We start from the raw sequence: 15,277 nt of genomic DNA on the forward strand, positions 1-15,277 counted from the left end.
AAGTGCTGAGTAATAAGCGACAGTGTAAAAAGCTAAACACTCAACCTAAGCCGACAAAAAGGCCAGTTAATACTGGCCAGTTAAGCTAAATCAGGCCTAGGCTTGAGTCGATAAGCGGTAGCGAAGCACCTTAAGTGACTTCTCTTCCGACACATCCATAAAGGCTAGCGGATTGGCTAAGCGCTCTATGTATTCGAGTGCAGGTGCTGCTTCCGCTACCTGTTGACGCAGGAAAGTGGTATCGAGTTCAGGTGCATTTAGACACAGTAATACTTCGCCATTCTCGGCAAGCAACTCAGGTAAACGCCTAATTAAACGCACATAATCCTTAGTCGCAACAAAACTGCCCTTCTGATTGCTCGGTGGATCGGCAACAACAATGTCGTAGGGACCGAGCTTTTTCAGTTTGCCCCAAGATTTAAAAATATCATGGCCTAAAAAACGGGCCCCCGCACTAAAGCCATTCAGCAAGTGGTTCTGCTTGCCTATGCCTAATGCGCCTTTACTCATGTCCATATTCACAACTTCATCGGCCCCCCCTTGTAATGCCGCGACCGAGAAACCACAGGTATAAGCGAATAAATTAAGCACCTTTTTATAACGGGCGTTTGCTCTAACCCACTCGCGGCCATTGGCCATATCGAGGAAGAGTCCGTGGTTTTGTCCGCGTATTAGGTGCACCTGAAACCGTGCACCGTTTTCGCTAACGATATGCGGCTCAGGCACTTCACCTTGCAATAATTGGGTAAACGTCTCCCCCGCACTACGGTATTGGTAGACTAAATTCAATTGACTATCTGGCCGAATAGCTTGCCAGCGCACTGCAATAGCCTGTTGGCAGAGGGTTAAATCCGTATCCTCCAACGGAGTAAAGCTGGTCAGCAATAGTACGGGTGCAAACCAATCTAAACATAGGTGCTCACAACCCACGTAATGCCCACCGCGGCCGTGGAATAACCGCACCGCATCATCACCTAACTCAATTGTCGCTAGCGCTTGTATAAAACTTTGCATCTTCTACTACTTACTCTCAGTTGCACTTGTATTGGCTTCATCGCCATTGGGAATTGCATTTTCCGTGTTACTGGCCAAGAACTTATCTTCGATATCGTCCGATAATAAAATGGCTAACCAATTACCACTCTTACTCGATTCGAGGGCAATTTTAACCACCATAGTCAATGGCACTGACAGCAACATGCCCACAGAACCTAATAACCAGCCCCAGAAAATTAATGATAAAAACACCACTAAGGTCGATAACCCCAGACCGCGCCCCATAAATTTAGGCTCAATGATATTGCCCATCACCATGTTGGCACCCACGTACAAAAGTGCAGTTCCCCCCGCCGCCGCAGGGCCAAGCTGAATAAAGGCCAACAACACCGCTGGAATGGCGGCAATGATAGAACCAATATTGGGAATGTAATTAAACAGGAAAGCAATCACCGCCCATAACATGGCGTAATCCACGCCGATGAAGGTCAATCCCACACCGACGATGATCCCAGTAGCCAAACTCACTAAGGTCTTGATCACCATGTACTGATTCACAGATTGTAAAAAGCGGTCAATCTGCTTTAAGCGCATATCGGGATCGTCCAATGCCAGATGCAATTTCTTTGGCAGCGACTGAGCTTCAAACAGCATAAAGACGATAGTGAGGATGATCAGAAATAAATTCGCCATCACATTGCCGACACCCGATAGCATATTCGTGGTCATAGACAAGGCCATACCTGGGTCAAAATAGGCTAATACCTGATCCTTCGAAATCTGAATATTTAATGCCTGTAATTTATGGATAATCCACGAAAACTGCTCCACCAGCTGATCGCGATATTGGGGCAATTGTTTAGAAAACTCATTGACAGAACTGCCGACGACTGAGGCTAACCATAGGCCCATCAACACAATAAAACCCATCAAGAGGATCACTGCCAGCCATTTAGGCACACGGAACTTTGTCATCAAACCGATTGCAGGATTACAAATCACCGCAAGAAAACTGGACAGCACAAACGGCACCACAATCGGGCTCGCCGCCTTAATCCCTGCCAAAATAATCACTACAAAGGCCATAACCGCAAAGCCACGATAAGCAGCAGAGGGCGCATTAGGTCGAGTCATTTATTAAAAATCCTTCTTGATCTTAGATAAAATTGTTAGGCTAACCTTTGAAACCACTTAACCTCAGCAACTTTAGCTTAAGATAGCCATTTGTCATTATGAAACCAGAAACCGCGATTATACGCATTAAAAACTTAAGACTTCGTACTTTTATTGGCATTAAAGAAGATGAAATCCAAAATCGCCAAGACGTGATCATTAATGTCGTGATCCATTATTGTGCCGAACGTGCCCGCAACAGTGACAATGTTGAGGATGCGCTCAATTACCGCACTATCACCAAAAAGATCATTGAACTGATTGAGAATAACCGTTTCTCATTACTCGAAAATCTCACCAGCCAAACGCTGGCCATCGCCAGTGAACATCCTTGGGTTGAATTTGCCAGTGTCGAAATAGACAAACCCCATGCACTACGCTTTGCCGATTCAGTCTCGATGGAGTTATGTTATCAAAAATAATCTGGCTACAAATACTCCGACTAAGTGATCGTTGCACACCGCATTTTGGTATATATCCGCAGAGCTTAACCAATTAAGAGAGGTTCCATGAATATACTGATCACCGGCGCAAGCGGCTTTATTGGCCGCCAATTAGTCGAACGACTGGCGCCATATCATCAACTGACGTTATTAACTCGCTCAGTGCAACAAACACAAAAAGTGCTCGGTAGTAAGCACCATTACCTCGAGAGTCTCGATGCGCTAAGCGACTTAAATCACATTGATGCCATTGTAAATCTTGCGGGTGAACCCATAGTCGCTAAACGTTGGAGTAAAAATCAGAAGCAACGCATTTGTGATAGTCGCTGGGATATTACGGCAAGATTAACTCAGCTAATACAACAGAGTAGCACTCCTCCTCAGATCATGGTGAGTGGTTCGGCAGTCGGTTATTACGGGCGGCACGATGATAAATTACTCGATGAGTCTAGTGGCGCCCATGTTGAGTTTAGCCATGACATCTGTCGAAAATGGGAGCAAGAGGCGCTAAATGCAACCTCAGAGCACACACGAGTCTGCATTATCCGTATTGGTATCGTGCTAGGTAAAGGTGGTGCCTTAGAGAAAATGTTACCGCCATTTAAACTCGGACTCGGTGGCCCAATTGGCCATGGACGCCAAGGTATGAGCTGGATCCATGTGCAGGATCTCATTTCCCTTATTGATTTTTTACTCACTCAACAACACTGTAAAGGCATATTTAATGCCACAGCACCCAATCCAGTGAGTAACGCTGTGTTTACCAAAGCGCTCGGAAAAGCACTTAATCGCCCAGCGTTAATCACGACCCCACCGCTTGCATTACGCTTAGCGATGGGCGAAATGTCGGAGCTGCTGACAGAAGGACAATTTGTTTACCCCAAACGTGCCCTCGAAGCGGGTTTTCAGTTTCAATTCAGTGATCTCGATAACGCCTTAACAAACGTGTTAGCCAAATAGGCCAGCACGCTAGAGCCTAAACTCAGCTTAAATATACTGATAAAATCAGTGGCTGATGCAGGCGGAACTTAGTACTCAAATCCGCTCAACAGCCAGGTATATTGTAACGTCAATCTTGCCATTATTTTAGTAACACGAGAAAAACAAGAGTGTAACATCATGATTTATATTATGATTTAGCGACAATCCGTCCATTTTCTGCTAAACTCGCCTCCATTCGGTCATAGGAGGCACGCATTAACCGCCTCAGCCTTGACCACAGATAGACTCAGCAACACCTCATAAATAGACAGTTATTTATGCTCAGGAACAGGCTATTTAATCTGCTGTTCTTGGTCTGTAGACCATAAAACGATACACACTCGCGCCTACTCATCCTTTAAATTTTTTATCGGATTGACACTGATCTGTCCTCGACATCAAGCGCTTAACATCCAGCATTAGCAGGTACTTAATAACAAGATGGGTTACTTCTCATTGGACATTGTGCCCAATGAAACACCCACACTAAGACAATTTGTAAGGAATTTTCATGCACACGACCCATATGATTGGCGAGCTAGAATCATTTTTAATTGCCATTTTCGTGCTGTTTATCGGCCACTCTATCAATCGCCATGTACGTGTCTTCAGGCAATATAATATCCCCGAACCCATAGTGGGTGGCCTAGTTGTCGCCGCGGGAGTCACATTTCTTCACTTTCAAAATATCAGTCTCGACTTCAGCCTATCACTGCAAAATACCTTAATGCTGATGTTTTTTAGCACCATTGGCCTCTCGGCAAACTACAAGCTATTGCTCAGCGGTGGTAAAAAAGTCTTCATCTTTTTAGGTGTGGCCTCAATGTATATTGTGATTCAAAATGCCGTCGGCGTCAGTTTAGCCAGCCTATTGGGGCTCGATCCCATCATGGGACTTATCGCAGGATCAATTACCCTGTCGGGCGGCCATGGTACCGGCGTCGCTTGGTCACAAACCTTTGCTGAGCGCTACGGTATCAACACCTTAGAGTTTGCTATGGCCGCGGCAACCTTTGGTTTGATCATGGGTGGGATCATCGGTGGCCCTGTCGCGCAGCGATTAATCGGTAAACATAATCTTGTTTCTCGCTATGGGGTTGGCCGCAAGCATCACAGTGAACATCCGCATTTAGTCACTTATGATCACTTAGAAGAAGACCAAGTCACCGCCAAAACCATATTAGAAACTCTGTTTGTGCTGTTGTTGTGTGTTGCAGGTTCAAAATGGCTCACGCTGTGGATCAGCCAATCGGGTATTGCGTGGCTAAAGATGCCCGACTTTGTATATGCTCTTTTTCTTGGCGTGCTCATTGCTAATCTCACAGAACTCACCCGCGGTTACAAACCCCATACCGAAAGCATCGATGTGATAGGGACTGTCGCGCTGTCACTCTTCCTCTCAATGGCCTTAATGACTTTAAAATTATGGGAAATTTTTGATTTAGCGATCCCGCTACTGGTGATTTTACTGGTACAAACCGCAGTGTTGGCCATTTTTGCCTATTTCGTGACGTTCAAAGTCATGGGCAGTAATTACGATGCTGCGGTGATCACCGGTGGCCACTGCGGTTTTGGTATGGGTGCAACCCCAACAGCGGTAATGAATATGGGCGCGCTCGTCTCGCGCACAGGGCCATCACCCCAAGCCTTTATGGTAGTACCTATCGTCGGTGCCTTCTTTATCGACATAGTCAACTTAATTGTCTTACAGGGCTATCTGAGCTTTATGAAGTAGTTGTTTATAACTCAATCACTTAAAAAATAGGGCGCCGACTTTGGCGCCCTATTTCATGGTTCAAAATAGTTAAGACTAGAATTCACGCATTAAGCGTTCAGGCCGAGGCAGGTAATAATCATCATAATCAAGGGAGAAAACGACTGAACTTGAACGGCCAACAATCTCATCACGGGGCACGAAGCCAATAACCCGAGAGTCTGCGCTGTTATCACGGTTATCACCCAGGGCTAAATAATGCGCATCCGGCACTGTGACAGGTCCAAAATTGGCAAGCCTTGAGGATACAGGGTTAAGGCGAATACTGTGGACCATACCGAGTAAATTTTCCTGCATTTCTGTCACATCAGCGGGAGCATAAGCACTCAATGCTTGGGATGTGTAGCTAAGCAGTTCACCGTTTAAATACAAGCGATTATCCTGCATCATCACAGTATCGCCTGGCACAGCTATTACCCGCTTAATCAGTTTTTTATCGGCCTTTTTCGAGTCAAATACCACGATATCGCCGCGAACAGGATCTGCCAGTTTAACTAATGCGATATGCGTAAATGGCACCCTAAGATCATAAGCCATCTTATTAACAAGAATGCGATCACCCTCGACGATAGTCGGCAGCATAGAACCCGATGGCACAGTATTCCAATCGGCCACAGCGCTCCTGAACACTAGCATTAAACTGATAAACAGAAAAAAGGAGCGATTATCCTTAAGCAGTTTTGTTATTCCTTTGAACATAATATTCCCTCTATGGCATATATAAGCTAGTCGCTGTTCTCAGTTAGATAGACCCATTGAGTTGCACTAAGTTCTGTTGCTACCTGCTTAAGCACAGATCAATTTGTAAGCCGATGTAAAAAGCATATTCAATTCAAGTGCAGCAGAATCAACCCCATAACAAAAAAGCACTGAGCTTATGTGGCATCAGTGCTTTTATTGTTGGCTCAGCTTGTTGTTTTAATAAGCTTTATGTTTTAGCCCATCAACAGAGTTCACAAACCGCCCTAGCTCCCAGCCTTTAATAGCTCAGAGCAAGATTGGCTGAGCAATTGTCGACAACGCCAAACCCCTAGTAAGGCGACGATTAAGGCTCCAGAAACCGGGGCAATACCCCACCAAGGCCAGTGCATGTATACATTAAGTTCAAATACTTGCGTCTTAAGTAGATATAACGCAAATTCGGCCACAATTACGGCTAACACACCCGCAATACCGCCAAGTAAGGCGAACTCTAAACCCGTTGCACTGCGCAATAACCATCCTGAAGCACCAAAGGTACGCAACACAGCTAATTCACGTTGCCGAGTTGCCATGCCAGCCTCAGTCTGTGCAATCAAGACTAAGGCACTGGCTAATAACACTAAGGCCAGCACTAAAGACAAGGACAGCGACACTTGCTCAATTATCTGCCGCAACTGCCCCACCATAGCGCCAACATCTATGATAGATATGGTCGGAAATTGCTGAATAAGCGCAAGGATCACTGCATCCTTAGGCGTACCATCAGCATTCATAGTCTTATCGTTAGTCGCCTGATCATTCAGATAGAAACTCGCCATCGAAGTATAAGCAAAAGGTGCGAGCGCTTCTTGGGTGAAAATCATAAAGAAGTTCGGTTGCAGCGTTTCCCAGTGTACGGCACGAATACTGGCAACTTTAACTGTGAGCTCTTGATTATCAATCACGTAAGTCAGCTTATCGCCAAGACCAATACCTAGACGCTCCGCCACGCCGGACTCCACCGATACTTCATCAGCGGCTTGATTAAAATGCCCCTCTAACAGTTCGTTGTTAGCAGGCAGTGTATTGCGCCACGTTAGGTTTAACTCGCGCGAAATACCCACTCTTCCCTTTTCACCCGCTTCGGACTGTTCATTCGAAATCAGCGCTTCACCGTTAATTTGAGTTAATCGGCCACGGATCACCGGATAAATGTCTGTCGCCACTATCCCCTTAGCCGTCATGAAATCATTCAAGGGCTTTGCATCATCAGGCGCAATATTGACAAGGAAATAATTAGGCGCATTTTCGGGCAACTGTTTTTGCCATTCGTTAAGTAAATCTTGTCTTAACGCCAAAATAGTCAATAACAGTACCAGTGCAGCGCTAAAGCCGACCAATTGCACCGCATTTTGCCGCGCACGACGCCTTAGCCCCGCCAGCGCTAATTGCAAAGGATTGGTAGTCTTCATACCAACACTGTGTCCTGCGCGGATCATCACAAATCCAAGCAGACTTAATAGCGCAGCCAGCAATAGCACAGCCGCGACCACAGTCAGAGTCAAAGTCCAACTTTGGGAATACAAATAGCCCAATAGCGCCATAGCCCCTAGACTCAGTAGCAAATGCAGCCACATACCAAGCTGTAAGCCTTCTAACTGGCGCTGCAACACCCGCAGTGGCGGAATAGCCAGTAAACGCATCAATGGATAAGCCGAAAACATAAAGGCGCTGATGAGCCCTGTGCTGATGCCGAGTAATAATGGTCGTGTGAGTGGCGGTGAATAGGCCGCAATTTCGGGTGGCAATAGATAACTGATCCCAAAATCGAGTAACCCTCCCCCAATAAGACCTAGACCAATTCCTAGTAGCGTTACCAACAATAAATGAGTACCAAACAACAGGCGAATTTGCTTTGCCGAGGCGCCAAAGGTTTTCAGCATGGCCACCACATCGTAATGACGCTGACAATAACGCTGGGCGGCAATACCTATCGCCGCGCAGGCCAATGCAATGCCCATCAAACTTGCCAGCAGTAAGAAGCGCTCCGCTCGCTTAACGGCTCCCGCAATCGGCGAGTCACCGGATTGCACATCGACCCAACGCTGGGTACTATTCAAAAGCGGTTTAACACTTTGTTCAAAGGCCGTAAGCGAGGCTTCATCTCCGGCAAATTGATACAGATAAGTCACGCGGCTGCCTGGTTGAATAACACCTGTTTTGGCGACATCCTCCATCCGCATCAATACCACAGGCGATGAAGCAAAAGGATTAAAACCTGCGTCGGGTAAGCGGCTGATCTCATTGCTGAGCACAAATTCGCTGTTACCTAGTTCGATGGATTTGGGATAACCCAAAAGTCCGCCTAAGCGAGTCTCAAACCAGATTTCGCCCGCTTGAGGTAACGCCTTTGTTTTACCGCTGGTGAGTTCAATATCCCCCTTAAGCGGGTAACCCGACTCTACGGCGCGTACTGTGACTAACTGAAACTTATCTCCCGAATAGACCATGGAATTAAATTGCATATTAGTCACATGCTTAAGCCCAAGCGCTTCGGCTTTGGATAAAATCGCCGCATCAATTTTAACTGGCGAATCGATAATACGGTCGGCAGCAATAAACTGTGAAGCTTGACCACTAATTGCCACTTGCAGACGTTCACTCACCCGCGCCAAGCCACTCACAGACAAAACCGCGAGCGTAATAGCGAGGATAATCAATAACAATTGCCCTTGCTGTAACTCGCGTTTAAACAGACGCCATGCCAGACTTAACTCCATTATTAAGCCTCCTTAACATCGGCTAGCGGTTCTGTTTGAGTAATATCTTCCTGTAAATGGCCGTTATCCATCACTAGTTGACGCTCACACCGTTTGGCCAGCAGCAGATCATGGGTAACGAGGACTAAGGTTGTATGGCTTTCTTGATTAAGCTCAAACAACATATCGGCAATCTTATGGCCGTTGACGCTGTCTAAATTGCCTGTTGGTTCATCGGCAAACAAAACTGTAGGCTCACAGATAAAAGCGCGGGCAATCGCCACCCTTTGCTGTTCACCACCCGAAAGCTGTTTGGGTAAATGAGTCAAGCGATGGGATAAACCAACCCGCACCAACATGGCCTGCGCTTTTTCCTTGGCATTGCTCACGCCCGCAAGCTCGGCGGGTAACATGACGTTCTCGAGTGCAGTTAAGGTATCCACTAACATAAAGGATTGAAAAATAAAGCTGACCTTCTGTTTACGCAGTGCCGCTTTTTGCTCTTCATTCAGTGGTGATAATGCCACACCATCGAGCCAAATCTCCCCCGACGTAGGCGTATCAAGCGCCGCAAGCAATCCCAATAAGGTGGATTTGCCCGAACCTGATGGGCCGAGAATAGCCACACTCTCACCTTGCTTGACATCTAAGTTAATGCCCTTGAGGATAGTGAGCGTTCCTTCCTGAGTAATCACTGATTTTTCGAGGTTAACAACATTAATGGCACTGTTTTTTAAGATGACGTTAGACATAGGATCCTTCTTATATAAATCGTTCTGGTATCAATCGCTAAGATTAAAATCAATGGCGAAGACCCTAGGGGCATTCATCCTACTGAGTGTACTCATGGTCACGCCCGCTCACGCGGCAAAGATACTGATCCTCGGCGATAGCTTAGGCGCTAGCTACGGCATGGCAGAACAGTCAGGCTGGGTAGCACTACTGCAAAAAAATCTGCCCGAACATCAGTTTACCAATGGCTCAGTGAGCGGCGAAACCACAGCGGGCGGCCTACGCCGATTACCCGCCTTGCTCGATTCTGTTGCTCCCGATCTTGTGGTCGTTGAGCTAGGAGGTAATGATGGTTTACGTGGATTCCCCCCAACGCAACTCGAAAATAATCTAATCCAAATCATTACCCTAGCCAAAGATAGCGGCGCAAAAGTGCTGCTGACCGAGATCATGGTACCGCCTAACTATGGCCCTCGCTATACCCAAAAGTTCACCCAAGTGTATCAAGACATATCTAAAACCCAGGATATAGTGTTGATCCCCTTCTTTATGCAGGATATCGCGCCCCATCCAGAATTAATGCAAAGGGATGGCATTCATCCCAACGAAAAGGCACAAGCTCAGATTGCGGCTTGGATGCAACCATGGATAGAAAATGCGTTAACCCAATAAAATAGCTGCTATTTTAAGCTAACGAACCGCTTACTTAGCTAAACTCATACTCAACGGATAAAAACGTGTTCTAACGCAAGATTAACCCTATAGATAAACAGTAAAATTCGTGTTAGCAAATGGTTAACTCAAACAAGGAGTCAATATGTCCCTTAGCCATCAGCAAAAAGTGTACATACCCAAGGAAGCCCGTACAAATCAATACATCACAGCCGAAATCAAGGTGACGGATGAGCTACTCAATCAATATCCCGATTATCAAAGCTGTTATCAAACTTTAAGCCGTTTGATATTTAATTTGGCAGAACAACACGATCTCCGTAATGTTCACGTGATCACTAACGATAAACTGCCAGTAGTGCGTTACCATACCGAAGCATATTGCTTCCAAACCACTGAACAAATTCTATTTTTTTATAACCCAGCCTACCACGAAGCCCAAAACTTATTCTCGCAAGAAAACTATCGCGCCCGCAAACTGCGCATTGTGTTTCTTGCCACAGGTGACGATATTCGCAGTAATTCCGCCAGTTTCCATATCAAGGTGCGTGAGTTGCTCACTGAATTAATGCCCTTAATGCCAATAAGCGATCTTAAGGTTAAGGTCCGCGACCATCAGCATTTATCCTATGATCTGTTCGCAAAAGCTAAGGGCTATAAAGAAACCTATGGTTATAAACTGCGCGCCATCGGCCCAAGATATAAAGCCAGAAAATGTGAGTTACCAGAAAACGTTAGCTCTCTTACCTATGTGACGGTAAGCTTGCCGCTGAGTCGCAAACTCAAACAGGGTTTATTACCTGACTCAGCCACTGACTTTACGCCTTTATATCAGCATCTTGAAGACTGCTTCCTCAAAGCGGCAGCTAATAGACAGCTGACACGCCTTGCTATGATAGCGAACGGCTTAACACCGCTTGTGCGTAACAGTAAGTTTGAAAAGCTCGACAGCAAAGCCGAAGTACAAATGATAGGGTTCGATCCTAATGCGACTGAGCAACAAGTTATCCGTCGCTGGGATGCCGATAACTTGGTCGAAGCCGCGCACTTTACCATAGTGGCAGGTACTAAGGACTGTGACGATTCGGGTTTCGGTCGCTTTATGAACAATGTTGAAACAGCCCTGAAGGCCTTTGCTGCGGACATAGGTGTCGATCCGGAGCGTGAAGATCTCATCGTACGTTTCCATCAACATATCAGCTATCAAATCTAACCCACTTCGGTATTAGCCGCGAAAGCTCAGCAAATGAAAACGCCTGCAAATGCAGGCGTTTTTACTTTTATTCACCAATAGACAGAATTACATAGGACGATTTTTTTCTATGAGGCGATTGAAAATAGCGTTCACAGACAAAGAAGCACCGTGGGCAATTTTATCGGCAAGTTTCTTTCTCACCTGATAACGTATCTTGTACACAGTACGCTCTGTGGCGAGTGACATTATCACATCATCGCTGGTCGAAATCGCATCAACTAAACCTAATTCAATGGCTTGCTGACCGTACCAATGCTCGCCAGTGGCGACTTTCACTAAATCCAACTCAGGGCGATACTTACCAACAAACGCTTTAAATAAGACGTGGGTTTCTTCGAGTTCTTCTTGAAACTTCTGTCTTCCCTCATCGGAGTTTTCACCAAATACTGTCAAGGTGCGCTTAAAATTACCGGCCGTATGTTGCTCATAATCAATTTCATGCTTTTTCAGCAGGCGATTAAAGTTAGGCAGTTGAGCAACAACACCAATAGAACCGACAATGGCAAAAGGTGCAGCATAAATTTTATTCGCTACACAAGCCATCATATAGCCACCACTGGCGGCGACTTTATCAACACAGACAGTCAATGTAATATCAGCTTGACGTAAGCGATCTAACTGGCTGGAGGCTAAACCATAACCATGCACCATACCACCGCCACTCTCTACATTGACAACCACTTCATCGCCTTTTTCTGCGATAGCGATAATTGCACTGATTTCTTCACGCAGTGATGCGACCTCAGCGGCATCGATACTGCCCTTAAAATCAATCACGAACACTTTGCCCGTGCAGGCTTCATCTGCGGCCTTGTCTTTTGCCTTTTCGTCAGCTTTTAATTGCTTTTCATAGGCTTTGAATTGTTTCTTTGACAGAAGTTCTTCTTTTAAGCCATGCTTAAGTTCTTCTAACTCTTCAGACAAGTTAGTGATCCTCAGCTCGCCCTTATCTGACTTGTGTTTTACAGTGGAAGCCAACACCACAATAATAACGGCAACGATTGCGACCACTATTGTGATGGCTTTCGCCAAAAACATTCCATACTCGTATAAAAATTCCAAAGTGTTCTCCGTTAGGGCGTTACATCATTCAGTCAATTGCGCGCTATTCTAACAGCCTAAAGGCCCATAAAAAAACCCAGCAAAGGCTGGGTTTTTCCGATTAAGGCAAGATTAGTTAGGACAAGTCGCAATGACCTCACTGTTTGTCACTAAAATCGTCGCATCGCCCTTACCTGCAGTAGCTGCATAGGTTGCCACTTGAGTCTGCATTTCAACCGTGGCAGCCGCGGCCATACCATCTGTTGATTCCTTTTCTTTAGGATCAACAATCGAACTGTGGTGACCTTTAGCGAAACGCACAACGCCATGACCTTTGCTCGTGCTATCGGCACAAGGTAGCCCGATGGCAGCGATCAGCGGCTCAGTGCCCGATAATGGGAAGTTATCGACGCGATTAGGCAGCACTTGATCTGCTAAGTTACCGTTACCATCACCCGCCACTTCAATTAAGTGCACAGGTAAGCCTGTCGCTTTTAACATAGCAGCATGGTTAACAGGATCTGCAGAATCTACCGCTGTTTGAACCGCAAAGGCAAACGTCGGAATAAATTGGGCATATACCCCCTGCACCAGTGCCGCATATTCAGGGCTACCAGGCTCATAACCTGCTGTATTAGCCGCATCGACCTGTGCTTGGAAAGTTGCAGATGCCGTAATATTACTAAACAGTACTGGGCCAAAGGTTGCAGAACCTGCGAATGATCCTGCTAACCCACCTGCTGGCGCAACTAAGGATACAGCATTGATAGCATAAGCATTTGGCAAGACATCGCCGGTTGCTGGATTCTTCATGCCTGTGCTGGCATAGGTCGCAAAATCGGTGCCCACAATGGCGCCTAAACTCAGACCTTGAGCACTGATTTTAGTCACATCAAATACTTGCGGCTGACCTGCTTGTGCTAAGCCCTGTGCTAAGCCCGTAAGAGCAAGACGCACCCCTAAATGGTCCATCGTCGCTTGACGGAAGTTATCTCGCACCGACAAAGTGCTAGAAATATTCACAAACACCAACGGGTTACCATTTTTAAAGGCATCCGGTTTACCGACAACTGCACCGAAGGCAGGATCTGTCGCAGAGACTTCATAAATCCCATCACCGTTAGCATCGAATGAACGCGCACCGTGAAGTGGCATATCAATAGCAACAGTTGCAACCCCCATTGCCGCATACGTGCCGGCATAGGCCAGTGACATTTCTTTACCGCCACCTAAACCGTGAAGGGCAATTGTTGTTGGCCAACCAGATGTAGGAGGAATAAACTCACGACCTTGCTGTTGATAAAAAGCGGCCAATTTCGTTGCATTGGGCATAGAAATCAGTACGGATACTGTTTCATAACCTTTGATTGCTGGAATAGGATTGAATTTAGTCAGATGTTTGGTTTTATCAACTGCCGTACCATCATCTAAAACCCATGTTTTACCCGCCATTAACGAGGGATTGGCTAAAGCATCAGCAGGGTTAGCAATACCATTAGCCACCGCTTGCATACCAAAATTATTCTGGCTGAGTGTGCCCGCTTGCAGGGCTAGTAGCACAGAGACAGGGCTATCACCTTGGGCTTTCCAATGACCATTAATTAATGGTTTACCTTCAGCGGATAAACAACCAACTGAAGAACAATCACCGTAAATAGGCAGTTTAATTTTTGCCGTATACACATCAGCCAAGTTTGCGGCAACATAGGCAGCTCCAGCAGCTGGTGTTAAGCCCGCCACTTGAGCCACAGTCAATCCAGTCGGTGTTGGCATCTGGGCAAAGCTTGGTGCATAGGGAGCACCCTTCGCCATCAGCAATTTGGTGGTTTCATAGACGTTAGCAACAGACTGAGTGGTAAATAAGCCAGAGTAACTGATGGTTAAAGGATCGACCTTATGGGCCGCAGCAATCCCTTTCTCATAACTGTTCACTAAGGTTTGCAGCATCAATTGATCTGGCGTTTCTAAAGGTAACGTATTGATATCCAGCTTCAACAAACCATAGGTCGTTGAAGGAGCGATACCACGACCTTCAGAATCTTGAATAAGATTCGTTGTCGCATAAATATAAGATTGCCCGGCTTTGAGTGGCTTAAGCGGAATTATCACCACTTTTTTGCCCGAAGCGGTTGATATAAAGTCAACGCCAAACTGCAACTCAGCGCCCACTTTACAGGCTGAAACTGACGGTTTAGCCTTACATTCGGGATCAGATGATAATGCGCCGCCTACTGTGGCTTCAAACATTCTGACAGCACCCGGTTGCGCAACCGATGCCGCCATTAAGGTTAGCGGTGTACCGTCATGTTTTTTCGCCAAATCGATATCAATAGAAATCGGTGATGTTGTCGACCACCCATCTAACGCCCCAAGCGCTATTTGTGGATCAACATAATTGCCCGAGCTTTCACCCGGAATTGATAATGTGCCATCTTTGGTGCCACTGAACAGCAAATCATTCGGTAATGGAACTTTTGAATTAGCAGGGTCGAACACCATGTGCGATTCAGGGATGAGCACTTCTGTCTTATCCTTGAGTTCATTAAAACTGTCCTCACCACATCCTGTGAGGCCCAGTGCAGATGCAATCGCAACACCCAAAATGAGTCTTTTCATCTTTTTTCCCCAAATCTTGTTGTAATAGTTTTGTTTTCCCCAAGAAATTAGTCACAATAGCTTTTAGATCTGTGACCAATAGGGCTTATGTTAGCCCCTAACTCATTTCAAGTTAACGTAAAAATATTGAGTTAGCCACAAGTTTGTCACAAAG

Annotated in this window: 12 protein-coding genes; 5 read left to right on the forward strand and 7 right to left on the reverse strand. The window is 46.0% G+C overall.

Annotated features, from left to right (window positions below):
* Positions 1 to 96 precede the first annotated feature (96 nt).
* Together L5M49_RS11320 and L5M49_RS11325 are read right to left on the reverse strand one after the other, a co-directional pair.
* Positions 97 to 1,014 carry a class I SAM-dependent methyltransferase gene (locus L5M49_RS11320; protein ID WP_263266092.1) on the reverse strand — a complete coding sequence of 306 codons (918 nt, stop codon included), beginning with the start codon at positions 1,012 to 1,014 and terminating at the stop codon, positions 97 to 99.
* Positions 1,015 to 1,020: 6 nt separating this feature from the next.
* Entirely contained in the window at positions 1,021 to 2,130 is a 1,110-nt protein-coding gene (locus tag L5M49_RS11325; RefSeq protein WP_219234382.1) for an AI-2E family transporter, read from the reverse strand.
* A 98-nt stretch (positions 2,131 to 2,228) separates the two neighbouring features.
* Between L5M49_RS11325 and folX the strand changes: the two genes are divergently transcribed.
* The 3 genes from folX (at position 2,229) to gltS (ending at position 5,328) form a co-directional block, all read left to right on the forward strand.
* Positions 2,229 to 2,591 (forward strand): dihydroneopterin triphosphate 2'-epimerase, encoded by a 363-nt coding sequence (gene folX / locus L5M49_RS11330; protein WP_006082167.1) that lies wholly within the window; start codon positions 2,229 to 2,231, stop codon positions 2,589 to 2,591.
* 87 nt (positions 2,592 to 2,678) lie between these two features.
* Positions 2,679 to 3,572: a TIGR01777 family oxidoreductase gene (locus L5M49_RS11335; protein WP_173497363.1), complete on the forward strand. Its 894-nt coding sequence runs from the start codon at positions 2,679 to 2,681 to the stop codon at positions 3,570 to 3,572.
* A 532-nt stretch (positions 3,573 to 4,104) separates the two neighbouring features.
* The gene (gene gltS, locus L5M49_RS11340) at positions 4,105 to 5,328 is read left to right on the forward strand and encodes a sodium/glutamate symporter (protein WP_263266093.1); all 1,224 of its coding nucleotides are present in this window, start codon (positions 4,105 to 4,107) and stop codon (positions 5,326 to 5,328) included.
* Positions 5,329 to 5,403: 75 nt separating this feature from the next.
* Here the strand turns inward: gltS and lepB are convergent, their stop codons facing one another.
* The 3 genes from lepB to L5M49_RS11355 all read right to left on the reverse strand — a co-directional run bounded on the left by lepB (position 5,404) and on the right by L5M49_RS11355 (position 9,559).
* Positions 5,404 to 6,066 (reverse strand): signal peptidase I, encoded by a 663-nt coding sequence (lepB, locus tag L5M49_RS11345; protein WP_263163350.1) that lies wholly within the window; start codon positions 6,064 to 6,066, stop codon positions 5,404 to 5,406.
* Positions 6,067 to 6,332: 266 nt separating this feature from the next.
* Positions 6,333 to 8,828, reverse strand: a complete 2,496-nt coding sequence (locus L5M49_RS11350; RefSeq protein ID WP_263175588.1) for an ABC transporter permease — start codon at positions 8,826 to 8,828, stop codon at positions 6,333 to 6,335.
* A 2-nt stretch (positions 8,829 to 8,830) separates the two neighbouring features.
* On the reverse strand, positions 8,831 to 9,559 hold the full coding sequence (locus L5M49_RS11355; protein ID WP_212600695.1) for an ABC transporter ATP-binding protein: 729 nt from the start codon (positions 9,557 to 9,559) through the stop codon (positions 8,831 to 8,833).
* Positions 9,560 to 9,611: 52 nt separating this feature from the next.
* Between L5M49_RS11355 and L5M49_RS11360 the strand changes: the two genes are divergently transcribed.
* Positions 9,612 to 10,211: an arylesterase gene (locus L5M49_RS11360; RefSeq protein WP_028760985.1), complete on the forward strand. Its 600-nt coding sequence runs from the start codon at positions 9,612 to 9,614 to the stop codon at positions 10,209 to 10,211.
* A gap of 145 nt (positions 10,212 to 10,356) precedes the next feature.
* Positions 10,357 to 11,424: a DUF3083 family protein gene (locus tag L5M49_RS11365; RefSeq protein WP_028760986.1), complete on the forward strand. Its 1,068-nt coding sequence runs from the start codon at positions 10,357 to 10,359 to the stop codon at positions 11,422 to 11,424.
* Between the two features lie 87 nt (positions 11,425 to 11,511).
* Here the strand turns inward: L5M49_RS11365 and sohB are convergent, their stop codons facing one another.
* Together sohB and L5M49_RS11375 are read right to left on the reverse strand one after the other, a co-directional pair.
* Positions 11,512 to 12,528, reverse strand: a complete 1,017-nt coding sequence (gene sohB / locus L5M49_RS11370; RefSeq protein WP_212600694.1) for a protease SohB — start codon at positions 12,526 to 12,528, stop codon at positions 11,512 to 11,514.
* Positions 12,529 to 12,639: 111 nt separating this feature from the next.
* Positions 12,640 to 15,123, reverse strand: coding sequence for a VolA/Pla-1 family phospholipase (locus L5M49_RS11375; protein WP_263266094.1), 2,484 nt, complete (start codon positions 15,121 to 15,123; stop codon positions 12,640 to 12,642).
* Positions 15,124 to 15,277 lie beyond the last annotated feature (154 nt).

The organism is Shewanella sp. SM74, from assembly GCF_025653725.1.
Taxonomy (GTDB): domain Bacteria; phylum Pseudomonadota; class Gammaproteobacteria; order Enterobacterales; family Shewanellaceae; genus Shewanella; species Shewanella oncorhynchi.